The sequence below is a fragment of the Nitrospirota bacterium genome (assembly GCA_016212185.1).
Lineage (GTDB): Bacteria > Nitrospirota > Thermodesulfovibrionia > UBA6902 > DSMQ01 > JACRGX01.
The window spans coordinates 1-13,780 of record JACRGX010000067.1; the positions used below are offsets into that span (position 1 = coordinate 1).

General features: G+C 43.9%; 11 protein-coding genes. 7 read left to right on the forward strand and 4 right to left on the reverse strand.

All coding sequences use genetic code 11. From position 1 onward, the window contains the following. The 3 genes from HZA10_07860 to HZA10_07870 form a co-directional block, all read right to left on the reverse strand. Positions 1–2,078: vitamin B12-dependent ribonucleotide reductase (locus HZA10_07860; protein ID MBI5196222.1), on the reverse strand; the 2,078-nt coding region annotated here is incomplete at its 3' end. A gap of 52 nt (positions 2,079–2,130) precedes the next feature. Continuing rightward, complete coding sequence (locus HZA10_07865) at positions 2,131–2,994, reverse strand: hypothetical protein (protein ID MBI5196223.1); 864 nt, start codon at positions 2,992–2,994, stop codon at positions 2,131–2,133. Continuing rightward, positions 2,984–3,856, reverse strand: coding sequence for a site-specific DNA-methyltransferase (locus HZA10_07870; protein ID MBI5196224.1), 873 nt, complete (start codon positions 3,854–3,856; stop codon positions 2,984–2,986). The genes HZA10_07865 and HZA10_07870 overlap by 11 nt, the downstream gene beginning before the upstream one ends. Before the next feature lie 356 nt (positions 3,857–4,212). Between HZA10_07870 and HZA10_07875 the strand changes: the two genes are divergently transcribed. Both HZA10_07875 and HZA10_07880 read left to right on the forward strand, forming a co-directional pair. After that, positions 4,213–5,742, forward strand: a complete 1,530-nt coding sequence (locus tag HZA10_07875) for a sensor histidine kinase (GenBank protein ID MBI5196225.1) — start codon at positions 4,213–4,215, stop codon at positions 5,740–5,742. A gap of 12 nt (positions 5,743–5,754) precedes the next feature. Then, positions 5,755–6,261, forward strand: a complete 507-nt coding sequence (locus HZA10_07880; GenBank protein MBI5196226.1) for a hypothetical protein — start codon at positions 5,755–5,757, stop codon at positions 6,259–6,261. A gap of 5 nt (positions 6,262–6,266) precedes the next feature. On the opposite strand, the gene HZA10_07885 is transcribed toward HZA10_07880, so the two are convergent. Beyond that, entirely contained in the window at positions 6,267–6,701 is a 435-nt protein-coding gene (locus HZA10_07885) for a DUF296 domain-containing protein (protein ID MBI5196227.1), read from the reverse strand. A 349-nt stretch (positions 6,702–7,050) separates the two neighbouring features. Between HZA10_07885 and HZA10_07890 the strand changes: the two genes are divergently transcribed. From HZA10_07890 to HZA10_07910, 5 genes are all read left to right on the forward strand, one after another. Continuing rightward, positions 7,051–7,341 (forward strand): metal-sensitive transcriptional regulator, encoded by a 291-nt coding sequence (locus tag HZA10_07890; GenBank protein ID MBI5196228.1) that lies wholly within the window; start codon positions 7,051–7,053, stop codon positions 7,339–7,341. A gap of 15 nt (positions 7,342–7,356) precedes the next feature. Next, positions 7,357–7,767: a FixH family protein gene (locus HZA10_07895; GenBank protein ID MBI5196229.1), complete on the forward strand. Its 411-nt coding sequence runs from the start codon at positions 7,357–7,359 to the stop codon at positions 7,765–7,767. Between the two features lie 131 nt (positions 7,768–7,898). Continuing rightward, positions 7,899–9,254 (forward strand): TolC family protein, encoded by a 1,356-nt coding sequence (locus HZA10_07900; GenBank protein MBI5196230.1) that lies wholly within the window; start codon positions 7,899–7,901, stop codon positions 9,252–9,254. Then, positions 9,251–10,417 carry an efflux RND transporter periplasmic adaptor subunit gene (locus HZA10_07905; GenBank protein MBI5196231.1) on the forward strand — a complete coding sequence of 389 codons (1,167 nt, stop codon included), beginning with the start codon at positions 9,251–9,253 and terminating at the stop codon, positions 10,415–10,417. Before HZA10_07900 ends, HZA10_07905 begins: the two co-directional genes overlap by 4 nt. Before the next feature lie 206 nt (positions 10,418–10,623). After that, positions 10,624–13,767 carry an efflux RND transporter permease subunit gene (locus HZA10_07910; GenBank protein MBI5196232.1) on the forward strand — a complete coding sequence of 1,048 codons (3,144 nt, stop codon included), beginning with the start codon at positions 10,624–10,626 and terminating at the stop codon, positions 13,765–13,767. The last annotated feature ends 13 nt before the right edge of the window (positions 13,768–13,780 follow it).

Sequence of the window (13,780 nt, forward strand, 5' to 3'; positions counted from 1 at the left end):
CATGAGGCTATCCTTCCTCCCTCTGCCCAGGCAGGGCTGTGGCAGCTTATGCCCCGGAGCTGTTTGACAATCTCAACAGGTTCAATATTCCCTCTTAATGCAAGGCTGACAAGCCTTCCGATGGCCTCGGCCTGGCTTGCGGCGCACCCTCCGGCCTTTCCCATGTGCGTAAAGAGCTCAAAGAGATTGCCGTTTGTGTCCTCATTGACAGTAACATATAGATGCCCGCATCCGGTTTTCAAAAGCCTTGTGGTCCCCTTGATTGCTTCGGGCCGTTTCTTTGGAACTATTTTTTGTACATATTCTGTATTGACGGGCGCGTCTGTCTGGGTTTTTTGTTCTGAGGCGGTTTTGCCTGTGGAAAGGACCTGCTCCTCCCTTGAGCCGTCCCTGTAAACAGTAACGCCTTTACATCCAAGTGCATAGGCAAGTAGATAAACATCTTCCACATCCTTTGCAGAGGTCTCATGCGGGAAATTAACGGTCTTTGAAACGGCATTGTCCACATGTTTTTGAAAGGCCGCCTGCATCCTTATGTGGTCCACCGGAGAAACATTATGCGCTGTGATAAACACCCTCTTTATGTCTTCGGGTATTTCACTAAACTCCTGAATACTCCCTTTCTCGGCAATTTTTTCAATAAGCTCTTTGCTCCAGAGGCCCCTTTCTTTTGCAATGCTTTCAAAATGAGGATTGACCTCATAAAGCTTTGTGCCCTCAAGCACATTCCGCACGAAAGACACTGCAAATAAAGGTTCTATGCCGCTTGAACAGCCGGCAATTATTGAAAGGCTCCCTGTCGGCGCAATGGTTGTAATGGTGGCATTTCTAAGAGGCGCTCCGCCGCTGTACATGCTTGTTGCAAAACTGGGGAATGCGCACCTTTCTTCACACAGCATTTCGGATTTTTTTCTGCCTTCGGTCTGGATGAATCGCATTATCTCAGTTGCAAGCTTTGACGCCTCGCCTGAATGATACGGGATGCTGAGCTGAATAAGCATATCAGCCCATCCCATGACTCCAAGCCCTATTTTTCTGTTTGACTTCGTGGTTTCATCTATTTTTATAAGCGGATATTTATTAACATCAATCACATTGTCAAGGAAATGTACTGCTGTCCGTGCGGTCTTCCTGAGTTTTTCCCAGTCAACGTCAGCAGTGTGCAAGGCGTCAATCTTAACGTGTTTTGCAAGATTGATGGAGCCCAGATTGCATGATTCATAGGGTAAAAGAGGCTGCTCGCCGCACGGGTTGGTGCTTTCAATGACCCCGAGTTTCGGCGTTGGATTGGAGCCGTTTATCCTGTCAATAAAAACAATGCCTGGCTCTCCGTTTTTCCATGCGTGGCTGACTATTTGATTAAAGACTTCTTTTGCCTTAAGACTGCGCACGCACTTTTTGGTGTGCGGATTAATTAAATCGTATTCAGCATCTTTTTCCAATGCTTTCATGAATACATCTGTTAATGCAACTGAAAGATTGAAATTATTGAGCTTATGGTTATGGTCTTTGGCAGTGATAAAATCAAGGATATCCGGATGGTCCACGCGCAGTATGCCCATGTTTGCGCCTCTCCTTGTACCGCCCTGTTTAATGGCCTCTGTAGCGGAGTCAAAGACTGTCATGAAAGAAATGGGTCCGGATGAAATGCCTTTGGTTGAGCCTACAACATCGCCCTTGGGCCTCAGGTTTGAAAATGAAAAACCCGTGCCGCCGCCTGACTTATGTATTATTGCCGCATTCTTCACCGCCTCAAAGATGGATTCCATGGAGTCTTCTACAGGGAGAACGAAGCACGCAGAAAGCTGTCCCAGCGGCCTGCCGGCATTCATAAGGGTAGGGCTGTTGGGAAGGAATTCAAGTGATGTCATCAGCTCGTAAAACTTTTTCTCAATACTTTCAACCACAGCCTGTGATTTGCCGTAAGCTGCATCTGCGCCGGCAACTGCCTTTGCAACGCGGCTGAACATTACGTCAGGGGTTTCAACGATATTGCCATCCTCGTTTTTCTTCAAATACCTTTTTTCAAGAACCTTTAATGCATTGGATGTAAGAGTAAGACCGTTAAGTGCCTGCATAACTCCCCCCTTTTTTTAAAATTAATTCACTAAGTTGTCTGCACAAATATAGTTATATATCTGCTTGAAATACGAGAAAATAACCATTAAAATGATGTTTTATTTTGAATATGTTAAGTGAATTCATCTGTTTTTTATTAAATACCTTTTCTGCCTTGTCCAATATACCCCTTTCTTCATTGGTACTATGACAGGGCAAGATGAAGTTCAATGTATTGTCTTTAATTTCAGGGTACTTTTTAGAGTGTAAGATGTTTCCTTCAGCTTTAACTTCTGTCATTATTCTAAAACGAAGTTTTACAGATGCATTATCAACTGTTCTGACTTTGCTAAAATTTTCTTGCTGTGAAAAAATGGACAGCAGCATAACTCTCAATTCATCGGAGATTTCTGTATTGCTCTCTTGTAATCTTTCCTGTAGAACTTGGGAAAATGACTGACTAATTAAATCATCTACTCTGATTGTTTCAAAAAAATCTCCACAAACCAAACAAACCTTAGTTTGTATTTTATCTTTTTTCTTTCTGCTTTTTTTTCTGCCTCTGACAAGATAGAATACATCTCTCTCTGGTAATGAGTAAATATTGTTGCCAGCGTGTTCCATTTGCAACTTTGTATTGCTGTTATCTCCAGTAATAATTTTTGAAATTTCTTTTTTTCCTGTAGGGATTGTTGAATTGAAAGATGAAACAGTATAAGAACCGCTGTCTTTTAATTCTATAAGTTCTCCTCCGGTAAACATATCAGAGGATTTATTAATGCGTATTGCCATATCAGGAAACTTCCCGACATTTTTGCAAGACAGCAACCCTTTCTTAAAAGGGAAATCCTCTAATTTTTTCACCTGGGTGAAAAAATGTTTTTTATCTAACAAGGATTTAAAAAAATGATAGATAGAATACATTTTATTTGCCAAATAAACTTAAGACCCCATTTTTGTTAGTTGAAATAATTTCATCAGTGTCCCATATCTCACTTAAGTTTTCAGTGTGAATATAGTCCTTAAAATATCGTTGAATATTGTCGTCATCTCTGAAATCTGTCAGCCTGTTTTCAATACATTCCACATTCATAGGATCAAGTTCTATCCCCAGGGATTTCCTGCCTAATTGTTCTGCAACAACCAAAGTTGTCCCTGTTCCTGCAAATGGGTCTAAAACTGTATCACCGATTTTTGTTGATGAAAGTATAATACGCAAGAGCAATGCAATAGGAGCTTGTTGTTTATGAAATCTTTCGCCATTTAGATTTCTTAGCGCTTCATCTCCGGCAAAATAGCCTGAAGTAAGCTCTCGTATATCATCCCATACATCTGTCACGTACATGCCGTTTTCCCGTTCAAACTTATAACCCGCAGGCAGAGATGGATTAATTCGCAAGCGGTTAAATACACGAGATTTCTTTCCTTTTGTAGCGAAAGCAATTATCTGGTAGTGTTTACCAAACTTGTTACTGCAAGGCACTGCTGAACTTTTCTTTTTCCAGACTATCAAATTTTGTAAGTTCCAACCGGATGTTCTAAGACAGTTCAATACATATTCTGTATTTTTTTCTCTCTGCATAAAATAAATTGCCCCGCCCTCAGAGGTTAGGGCATAAATACTCGAACATATTTTTTGCATCCACTGCCAATAGATTTCATCGGGTAGATTGTCATCGTACTCAGCATATTCTTTGCCCTGATTAAAAGGCGGATCAAGAAAAGTAAGGTCAATGTCTTTTAGTTTTTTTGCCTTTAGTTTTTCGGTGCAACTGCCGCAAATTATTTTATAAGACATTATCTTATTTTCTCCATCCCCATAAATATTTTCCTATACCCAATTCCCTGTTAAACGACCGAATGTTTTGTTGTTTTTCATTACTGCGTAATTTTACCCAGCACCCCTCTATTTAGAGGTTAAACATGATTAAACCACAATATATTGTATATGTCAAGGGGAAAGTGGAGTTTTTGCAAGTCCTTGATTTTTACTGTGTTTTGCTGTGAAAATGCAGTGGATGAAATGTGGAATAAAAATATTTTTGATAAAATTATTTGTTTTGATGCGTTGTCTTGTATTCTATCGTTGTCTTGTATTCTATTATGTAAATTTGTTACTGTTTAAACAAACCTTGCGTTTCCTTGATATAAAAAATGAGCAGCCATATTTATAATAAATTAAAGGCGCAGTGGGACACAGCTAAAGCCCAAATAGAAATTGCCGATACTGCATTTATCGTTCTGCGCAGCATTGTATTTGCCGGAGGGGTTGGCTGGCTTTTATTTTTAGACATTTCAAAAGAGCCGGCATGGGGTATCAGCGGTCTTTTTGTTTATTTTGCCGTATACAGTCTCATTGTATACTTCTGGCTTTTTGTTTTTCCGCAGAGGAAGAGAATTATTTATCTGCTTTCGCTTTGCCTTGATCTTTCTTTTATATCGCTGCTTGTAAATCTGACAGGCGGATTTGACAGCGAGTTTTTCAGCGGGTTTTATCTGATGACGGCGCTGTATGCTTTTTACTACGGGCATATCATAGGCACCTGTGTGGCGGCTGTGTCGGCAATACTTTACTTTTTAAGCAGCGGAGCCAAGCTTACGGAATTTCAGTGGAATGATTTTTATATTAAGGCTGCAGTACTTTTTTTAATAGCCGTGCCTATCGGCATGCTTTCCAACAGGCTCAAGAAGGACAAGGGCAGGATAGAAAATCTCAATAAGGATCTGCAAAAGTCCATAGATGCGCTTAGGAATCTCCAGGGACGGATTGTGCAGGCTGAAAAATTTGCCGCCATCGGCCGTGTTACTGCGGATATAGCCCACGATATCAGGAATCCGTTGACATCAATAGGCGGGTTTGCCAGAAGGCTGAATAAAAAATTTCCCGGAGGCACAAAGGAAAAGGGGTATACCGACCTTATGATTTCCGAGGTGGACAGGCTTGAAAGGATACTAAAGGATGTCCTTATATTTTCACGGGAAGCGAGGTTCAGCCTCCGGTACTTTAATATTAATGAAGTAATAAGGGAGGCGCTGAATGCCTTTTCAAGCATGCTGGACGAGCAGTCAATTCAGGTGAAAGAAAATTTAGATTTGTCGCTTCCGCCTGTCCTGATAGACAAGGATCAGGCAGTTCAGGCGGTAAATAATATAATTGGCAATGCAATAGACGCAATGCATGAGGGCGGGACTTTAGGTGTAAGCACTTTTATGCGGCGTATGTACGATGCTGACTATGTTGTTGTTGAAATTGCGGATACCGGATACGGCATACCTAACGATAAATTGGATATTATATTTGAGCCTTTCTTTACAACCAAAAAAATCGGCACAGGCACCGGCCTTGGTCTTTCCATCTGCAAAAAAATTATGGACGAACATAATGGATTAGTAATAGTGGAAAGCATGCAGGGCAAGGGAGCTGTTTTCAGGCTGTTCTTCCCGTATCAAAGCCAGGAGGAAGCTGTTAAGACAATGTGCTGGGAATTTCAAAAATGCGGCGTTGAGAAGACAGAAGGAGCTGCGGTGATGAAATGCGCCGCATATCCCAACTACGGCAGGATGTGCTGGGTGGTTGCAGGGACCTTCTGCGGCAAAAAAGTAAGCGGAGCCATCGCACAAAAACTGGGCGATTGCAGAAAGTGTGAATTCTATCAAAGAATCGTTATGCGAAAGGATATATAGAGGGGTCCTGCTATGGATGAGAAATCTTCTCTTCAACAGAATATACCGTTATGGGAAAGGCGCGATGAAATACTGCTGCTTGCAGGGTGCTTCATTCAATTAGCCGACCGGCAGGTTAAGACAGGTCATAAAGAGCTTTCAAAAGAAGCCGGAGAATATCTCTTGACTCATGACTGGAAGGATGAGCAGGAGCTTGAAAATGCAGTTAAGAGGGCGTGCATTTTATCAGACGCAGATGTGCTGCAGAGGGAGGATTTTGACATCAGGCAAAAGCGGGTAAAGTCTATCGGAGGGTTTATTGAGGAAAGGCTTAAATGGTTTATGCGGAATATAAAGCGCCTTGAAAAATTTGATCTTTACGACACCGTCATAACAGAAGTGGAGAAGGCGTTAATTGTGATGGTTATTGCTGAAACAGGCGGCAATCAGCTGAAGGCGGCAAGACTCCTTGGAATAAACCGCAATACATTAAGGGTAAAAATAAAAAAACTCGGGATTAACATAAAACCGCAGGCATGAAACAGCTATAGTTTCAAAAGCGTAAGCCCCGAGACGGGGTCAAACTCCCTGACTGCCTTTACCCCTTCAATCTCAATAATAACCGCTTCAAGCACGAGGAATGTCTCAGATTGCTCCCGCAGGCATCCGACCTTGACCATGTCTTTTTTGCCGAAGGCTCCGTGGAAGTGAATCTTCGGCTCATCCGCCTGCCAGAAAATGGTCCCTGCGCCGACAACCTCATGGCTTTCTCCGAGTTGTTTCCATACTGGTTTTGGCGGCACCTCATCTTTTTCAGGGCCTACTACTATCCTGCCTTCCCGCATCCCCCCGACGAGATAAAAAACACCGGCTTTTAAATCTTCTTTTTTGGCAATTACGGCAAGATTTCCAAGTATATCTTCCCTGTCCTCAAACCTTGCAATAATAATCCGTCCAGCCCTGCCTGTCTGGTATTTCATAAATCCTCCGTTTTGCCTTAATCAAAGAATTCCTCGAAGCTTAGCTTTAGGGTATAAATTATCATTTCTCGCTGTCATTCCCGCTTGTCGGGAATCCTTCTCAGAAAGATTCTGGACAAGCCAGAATGACATAGTGAAAAGTCGTTTTCAATCTTGATACCTCGCCCCGAAATGTCGGGACTGCGTGGTAGTTCAATTATACAAAAAAATTGTATAAAATCAAATGCAAATAAAGACAAAAAATAAAAATTGGAAGAGCCGAGATTTTTTTCTTGACATAGGGTAGGTGGGTATGGTATATTCTGATTAAGAACTCAGAGCTTGGAGATAGCAACTCATTAAAAAGACAATGAAAACAAAACAGGGCGTTTCACATGAAGAACAGCTGGTTTTTTTAAAAAAGATTGAAGGACAGGTGCGCGGGATACAGAAGATGATTGAAGACGGAAGATACTGCATGGATATCCTAACCCAGCTTCATTCTATTGTCGGGGCGATATTAAGGGTTGAGTCGGAGATATTTAAAAGGCATCTTGAGGGCTGTGTCACTAATGCGCTTAAGGGCAGATCCGAGGCGGAAAAGCAAAAAAAGATAGATGAAGTTATCGGCATGCTCACAAGATTCAGAAAAATATCATAAAAAAGGAGGAATCAGATGATAAGAAAAATAAATATTATAGGTGTTGGCTTGCTGATAATCCAGCTTGTATTTGCCAGCGTCGGCTATGCAAAGGGGCTGCATCTGCACAAGAAGGCCGGCAGTTTTATTGTCCACTTTAAAACAGAAAAGGCGCCTTTTGTGGGTGAAAACCCTGTTAAAGTTGAGATTGAAGATGCAAATAAAAATATGCTTGTAGATCCAAAGACAAAGATTAAGATAAATTATTCAATGCCTGCAATGCCCGGCATGCCTGCCGTGAGTTATGATACGGAAGCAGGGCTGAAAGATAAGGCTTATGAGGCGAAGCTTGATCTGTCCATGTCAGGGTCCTGGGGTATTACCGTTAAGATTTTAATGCCCGGGAAAACTCCTGTAACAGCAAAATTTACCATGGATGCAAGGTAGAAAAGCTGTCAGGGGTAAGGCCTGAGGCGTAATGGGTGCAATGCATAGGGTCAAGGGTCAACAGGCTATTGAAAAAGTCCATTATTACTAAAAAAATTGTCATACCCGCGAAGGCGGGTATCCAGACCGTATTGAAAATACTGGATTCCCGTTTTTACGGGAATGACGACCAAATGCGTGAAAATAGTTTTTTAACAGCCTGTCAAGGGAATACAATTCATTCCTTGCTACTTGCCCCTTGCTACATGACCCTTATTGCCTTCTTCTTGTTGTTTACCTCCATTGCATTTGCCGAAGATTTGAGCCTGCAGGCGTTGATTGACGAGGCGCTTCTGAACAGCCCTGAAATCCTTTCAGCAAAAGAGGCATGGAAAAGCGCTGCCTATAAAATCCCTCAGGCAAAAACCCTGCCTGACCCGGAAGTTATGGTTCAATACCAGAATGAGGGATGGGACAGATATACCTTCGGGGAGATGGAAGGCGCACAGTGGATGTTTTCCGCAACCCAGATGTTTCCGTTCCCCGGCAAACTCGGCATCAAAAAAGAAATGACACAGCGTGATGCAGAAGGTCTTGAGGCAAATTACAACAATGTAAAACTCCGGGTGGCGTCAAAGGTAAAAACCGCCTATTATGACCTATACTTTAACCATAAGTCTCTGGCTATCCTGAATGAAAAACGCAGTGTGCTTGAGAAAATTGAAGCCTCTGCGCTTTCAAGGTATTCAACCGGTATGGCTTCCCAGCAGGAAGTTCTGATGGCGCAGATAGAGAAGTCAATGCTGATTGAAAAAGAACAGATGTTAGGACAAAGGCTGAAAAGCGCCGAGGCGGAGATCAACATGATTTTAGGCAGGAACATTGAGGCGCCGCTTGGGAAGCCGTCTGAAATGAAACAGACTGTATTTGCCTACTCATTTGAAGAGCTTCAGGGCAGGGCGTTAAGTAATTCGCAGGAATTGACGGTGAGGGGAAAGATGATAAAAGCCGGCGAGGCAAAGGTTGAAATGGCTAAGAAGGAATATTATCCTGATTTCAATCTTACGGCAAGTGTTTTTAAACGGAAGGACCCGTTTGAGGATATGTGGAGCCTTGGCGTTGGAATAAACATCCCATTATTTTACAAGAAAAAACAAAGCATGGCAGTGCTTGAGCAGAAATCAGCCCTTTCACAGGCAAGACATGAATACGAGGGAACAAAGCAGGTAATTTCCTTTGAGTTAAAAGACAATTTTCTTATGGCAAAGACGGCAGAAGCCCTGACAGGACTTTATAAGGACGGGCTTATCCCTCAGGCGGAAATGGCATTAAAAACTTCTATGGCTGAATACGCTGCAGGCCGGGTGGAGATGATTGCACTGCTTAAGAACTTGAATTCGCTTCTTGACAGTAAACTCCAGTACCATAGCCGGATAGTTGAGAAGGAAAAGGCAATTGCAAGGATTGAGGCTTTGGTAGGGAAAGAGCTTAAGGAGATTCAGAAATGAAAAGAAAAATTATCGCCCTCATAATCATAATTGTTATTTCAGGCGCCGCTGCCGCAGGATTATATTTCTATAAACAAAGGACAGCCCCTCCGCCTGTCGCACACACTACACACGAAGAGGCAAAGGAAGTGTCTCAGGCTCAGGCTGAAGAGGCGGAAGAGACCCCGCTGGTTGAGATATCTCCTGAAAAACAGCAGATGATGGGCGTAAAGACGGCTGCGGTTGATTTTCAGCCTCTTCAGAAAATCATCCGGACCGTCGGCCGTGTGGAATATGATGAAAGAAGGATAACAACCATTACCACGCATATTGAAGGATGGATTGAAAAGCTTTTTGTAAACTATACGGGCAGGTATGTTAAAAAGGGAGAACCGCTATTAAGCATTTACAGCCACGAGCTGATTTCAACTCAGGAGGAATATCTCATCGCGTTTAAATGGAGACAAAAGCAGTCAGGCACTGCGCTTGAGGAGAGCGCTGCTTCCCTTCTCAATGCGGCAAGGAAAAGGCTTTATGTCTGGGACATCAGCGACAAGCAGATAGAAGAGATTGAAAAACTCGGCAGGCCGGTGAAGGCGCTGACTATTTACAGCCCGGTTGAAGGATATGTCAGTGAAAAGGCGGCATTTGAGGGCATGATGATAAAGGCAGGCGAGCCGCTGTTCAAAATAGCCGACCTTTCAAATTTATGGATAATTGCGGATATTTATGAGTATGAGCTGCCTTTTGTAAAACCCGGCGATGCATCAAGGATTGCGCTGAGTTATCTGCCAGGCAGGGAGTTTTCGTCAAAGATTGACTATATATATCCCTCGCTTTCAGCAGAGACAAGGACTGCTAAAGTCAGGTTTTCAATACCGAACACCGGAGCTCAGCTTATGCCGCAGATGTTTACCGGCATTGAGATAAAGATAGGATTAGGCAGGAAACTTGCTGTTCCTGATGATGCCGTAATTGACACAGGGACAAGGCAGGTGGTTTATGTTGACAAGGGCGACGGCTATTTTGAGCCGAGGGAGGTTATGCTCGGCTTAAGGGCTGAGGGCCTGAGGGAAGTGCTTGCAGGACTTAAAAAGGGCGAAAAAATTGCCGTATCAGCCAATTTCCTGATTGATTCAGAGGCGCAGTTAAAGGGCGTAAAACCTCTCGGACATAAGCACTGAAATGCCTATGGTGAGAGGCGGGTGTCTAAAAATTCTTGAAACGCAACAGGATTTATTGAGAGGCGATTATTTTTTTGACTTAACAGAGAGATTATGCAAAAAGTTTTTCATAAAAATAATCGCCTGTTTAAAGGTGTTGCAACAAGACTTTTTATCCCCCCTCTCACCATAAACAATAAAAACATTACAGTTACGAGTCACGAATTATGATAGCTAAAATCATAGAATACAGCTCGCGGAATAAATTCCTTGTTTTTCTACTGGTGATTTTTCTGTGCGTATGGGGCTACTGGGCCATAGAAAAAATCCCGCTTGACGCCATCCCGGACCTGAGTGACACACAGGTCATTATTTACACTGCATGGGAGGGGCGGAGCCCTGACCTGGTTGAAGACCAGATTACCTACCCTATAACATCAACGCTTCTTGCCGCCCCTAAGGTTCAGGCAGTGCGCGGTTTTTCATTTTTGGGGAGTTCCTTTATCTATATTATCTTTGATGAAGGGACGGACATCTACTGGGCCAGGGCCAGGGTGCTTGAGTACCTGCAGTCAGTAAAAAACAAACTGCCTGCTGATGTTAATCCCGTGCTGGGCCCTGATGCGACAAGCGTCGGATGGGGCTTCAGCTACGCGGTTGTTGATGAAGAAGGCAGGTATGACCTTTCGGAATTAAGGTCTGCTCAGGACTGGAACATAAAGCTTGCGCTTGAAAGCGTCCCGGGCGTATCGCAGGTGGCAAGCCTCGGCGGTTTTGTCAAGCAGTACCAGGTAACGGTGGACCCTGCGCGCCTGCTTGCTTACAACATCCCTATCATGAAAGTCATGGAGGCAGTGCGCAAAGGCAATAAGGATGTTGAGGGCCGGGTCATAGAATTTTCAGGCATTGAATACATGATAAGGGGCCGGGGTTATGTAAAAAACCTGAGCGACCTTGAAAAGATAGTTGTTGCTACAGATATGAGGGGGACGCCTGTGCTTCTCAGGGATGTGGCAAATGTTCAGCTCGGCCCTGAAATCCGCAGGGGGCTTGCAGACCTTGACGGCAAGGGCGAGGTGGCGGGCGGGATTGTGGTCGTCAGGTTTGGAGAGAATGTTCTCAATGTAATTTCAAGGGTGAAGGAACGGATAAAAAATGACATCCAGCCGTCACTGCCAAAGGGCATGAAGATTATTACTACCTATGACCGCTCTGATTTGATTTACAGGTCAATAGATACGCTTAAAGATGAAATCATAAAACTTTCCGTTGCCGTGAGCGCCGTGTGTCTTGTATTTTTATTCCACCTCCCGAGCGCGCTTGTTGTAATCCTTACACTGCCGATAGCCATAATAATTTCATTTATCTGCATGTATTATCTCAAAGTTACTTCAAACATTATGAGCCTTGGCGGCATTGCCATTGCAATCGGCGCTATGGTAGACGCCTCAATCATCATGGTTGAGAATGCGCATAAAAAGCTGGAGGAATGGGAAAGTTTAAATAGTTTAAATAGTTCAAAAGGTTCAATAAAAGAAAAGGCGGATGTGATTATTGAAGCGGCAAAAGAAGTCGGGCCTTCGTTGTTTTTCTCGCTCCTTGTAATCACGGTCGGATTTCTGCCGATATTTACACTTCAGGGGCAGTCCGGAAGGCTTTTTAAACCTCTTGCCTACACAAAGACCTTTTCAATGTTCTTTGCTTCATTCCTTGCAATCACACTGACGCCTGTTCTGATGACCCTGTTCATAAGGGGAAAGATAAGGCATGAGGATAGAAATCCTTTAAGCGTCATTCTGCGCCGCATATATGAGCCGTTTGCGAAACTTTCATTGAGGTTTAACAAGGTTGTAATAATATCGGCAATAATACTTATTGCCCTGACGGTCTTCCCGTTTTCAAAGCTCGGCTCAGAATTTATGCCCCCGCTTAATGAAGGCACGCTTTTTTATATGCCTGTGACAGCGCCCGGCGCATCAATAACCGAGGTCTCAAATCTCCTTCAGCTTCAGGACAAGCTCATTATGAAGGTGCCTGAGGTATCACAGGTGTTCGGCAAGGCAGGCAGGGCAGAGACAGCAACTGACCCGGCCCCGCTTGAGATGTTTGAGACGATTATAAATTTAAAGCCTGAAAAAGAATGGCGGGCGGGCGTGGATATTGAATCCCTTAAAAACGAAATGAATGATGCCCTGAGCATCCCGGGCGTTGCAAATTCCTTCACCATGCCCATAAAGGCGCGCATTGACATGCTTGCCACAGGCATAAGGACGCCTGTCGGCGTAAAGGTAATGGGGCCCAAGCTTGAAGTTGTTGAGAAATTGGGGCTGGAAATTGAAGATGCAATTAAAGGCGTCAAAGGCACAAGGAGCGCATATGCCGAGCGGGTCAATACGGGATATTTTCTTGATGTTGCCATAAACCGGGATGAGGCGGCGCGGTATGGTTTTACGATTGAGGACATTCAGAATGTGATTGCGAGCGCTATGGGCGGCATGAACCTGACAGTTACGGTAGAGGGCCGGGAGAGGTATCCGGTAAATGTCCGCTATGCGCGGGAGCTTAGAAATGACATTGAAAAGATAAAACGCATTCTGGTGCCTTCAATGACCGGAGGCGCTCAAATACCGCTTGGCCAGCTTGCCGACGTTAAAATATTAAAAGGCCCTACGCAGATAAAAAGCGAAGAAGGGCTGCTTGCTGCATATGTCTATGTGGATTTCTCAGGCAGAGACATCGGCGGTTATGTCAATGAGGCAAAGGCAAAGGTTGCATCAAAGGTAATGATACCAGAGGGCTACAGGATTCAGTGGAGCGGGGAGTATGAGTATCTCCAAAAGACGCAGGAAAGGCTGAAACTTGTAATCCCCCTAACATTTTTAATTATACTTGTGCTTATTTATATCAACACAAAGTCAACAGTAAAGACAATGATAGTGCTTCTCGCAGTGCCTTTTTCCCTGATAGGCTCTTTCTGGCTGCTTTATCTGCTTAATTACAATTTATCCATTGCAGTATGGGTCGGCATAATTGCGCTTGCAGGGCTTGATGCAGAAACCGGCGTTATCATGCTCCTGTATCTGGACCTTGCCTATGAAGAATGGAGGAGCAAGGGAATGATGAGGAATATTTCTGACCTTAAAGACGCCATAATGCACGGCGCAGTAAAGAGAATCCGCCCCAAAATCATGACCGTGAGCGTCATCCTTGCAGGGCTTGTGCCCATCATGTTCAGCCACGGCACAGGCGCCGATGTGATGAAGCGCATAGCAGCTCCGATGGTGGGAGGAGTTGTCACATCCGCAATACTTGAACTCCTGATTTATCCCGCGATATACCTTCTGTGGAAGAGCCGGGGGCTTAAGTCTTAGACCCCAAAACCTC

Bases quoted from the DNA above. Each gene is read 5' to 3' on its own strand.
- HZA10_07880 (MBI5196226.1), top strand. From the start codon at position 5,755: ATGGATGAGAAATCTTCTCTTCAACAGAATATACCGTTATGGGAAAGG.
- HZA10_07910 (MBI5196232.1), top strand. From the start codon at position 10,624: ATGATAGCTAAAATCATAGAATACAGCTCGCGGAATAAATTCCTTGTT.
- HZA10_07890 (MBI5196228.1), top strand. From the start codon at position 7,051: ATGAAAACAAAACAGGGCGTTTCACATGAAGAACAGCTGGTTTTTTTA.
- HZA10_07885 (MBI5196227.1), bottom strand. From the start codon at position 6,701: ATGAAATACCAGACAGGCAGGGCTGGACGGATTATTATTGCAAGGTTT.
- HZA10_07875 (MBI5196225.1), top strand. From the start codon at position 4,213: ATGAGCAGCCATATTTATAATAAATTAAAGGCGCAGTGGGACACAGCT.
- HZA10_07870 (MBI5196224.1), bottom strand. From the start codon at position 3,856: ATGTCTTATAAAATAATTTGCGGCAGTTGCACCGAAAAACTAAAGGCA.
- HZA10_07895 (MBI5196229.1), top strand. From the start codon at position 7,357: ATGATAAGAAAAATAAATATTATAGGTGTTGGCTTGCTGATAATCCAG.
- HZA10_07905 (MBI5196231.1), top strand. From the start codon at position 9,251: ATGAAAAGAAAAATTATCGCCCTCATAATCATAATTGTTATTTCAGGC.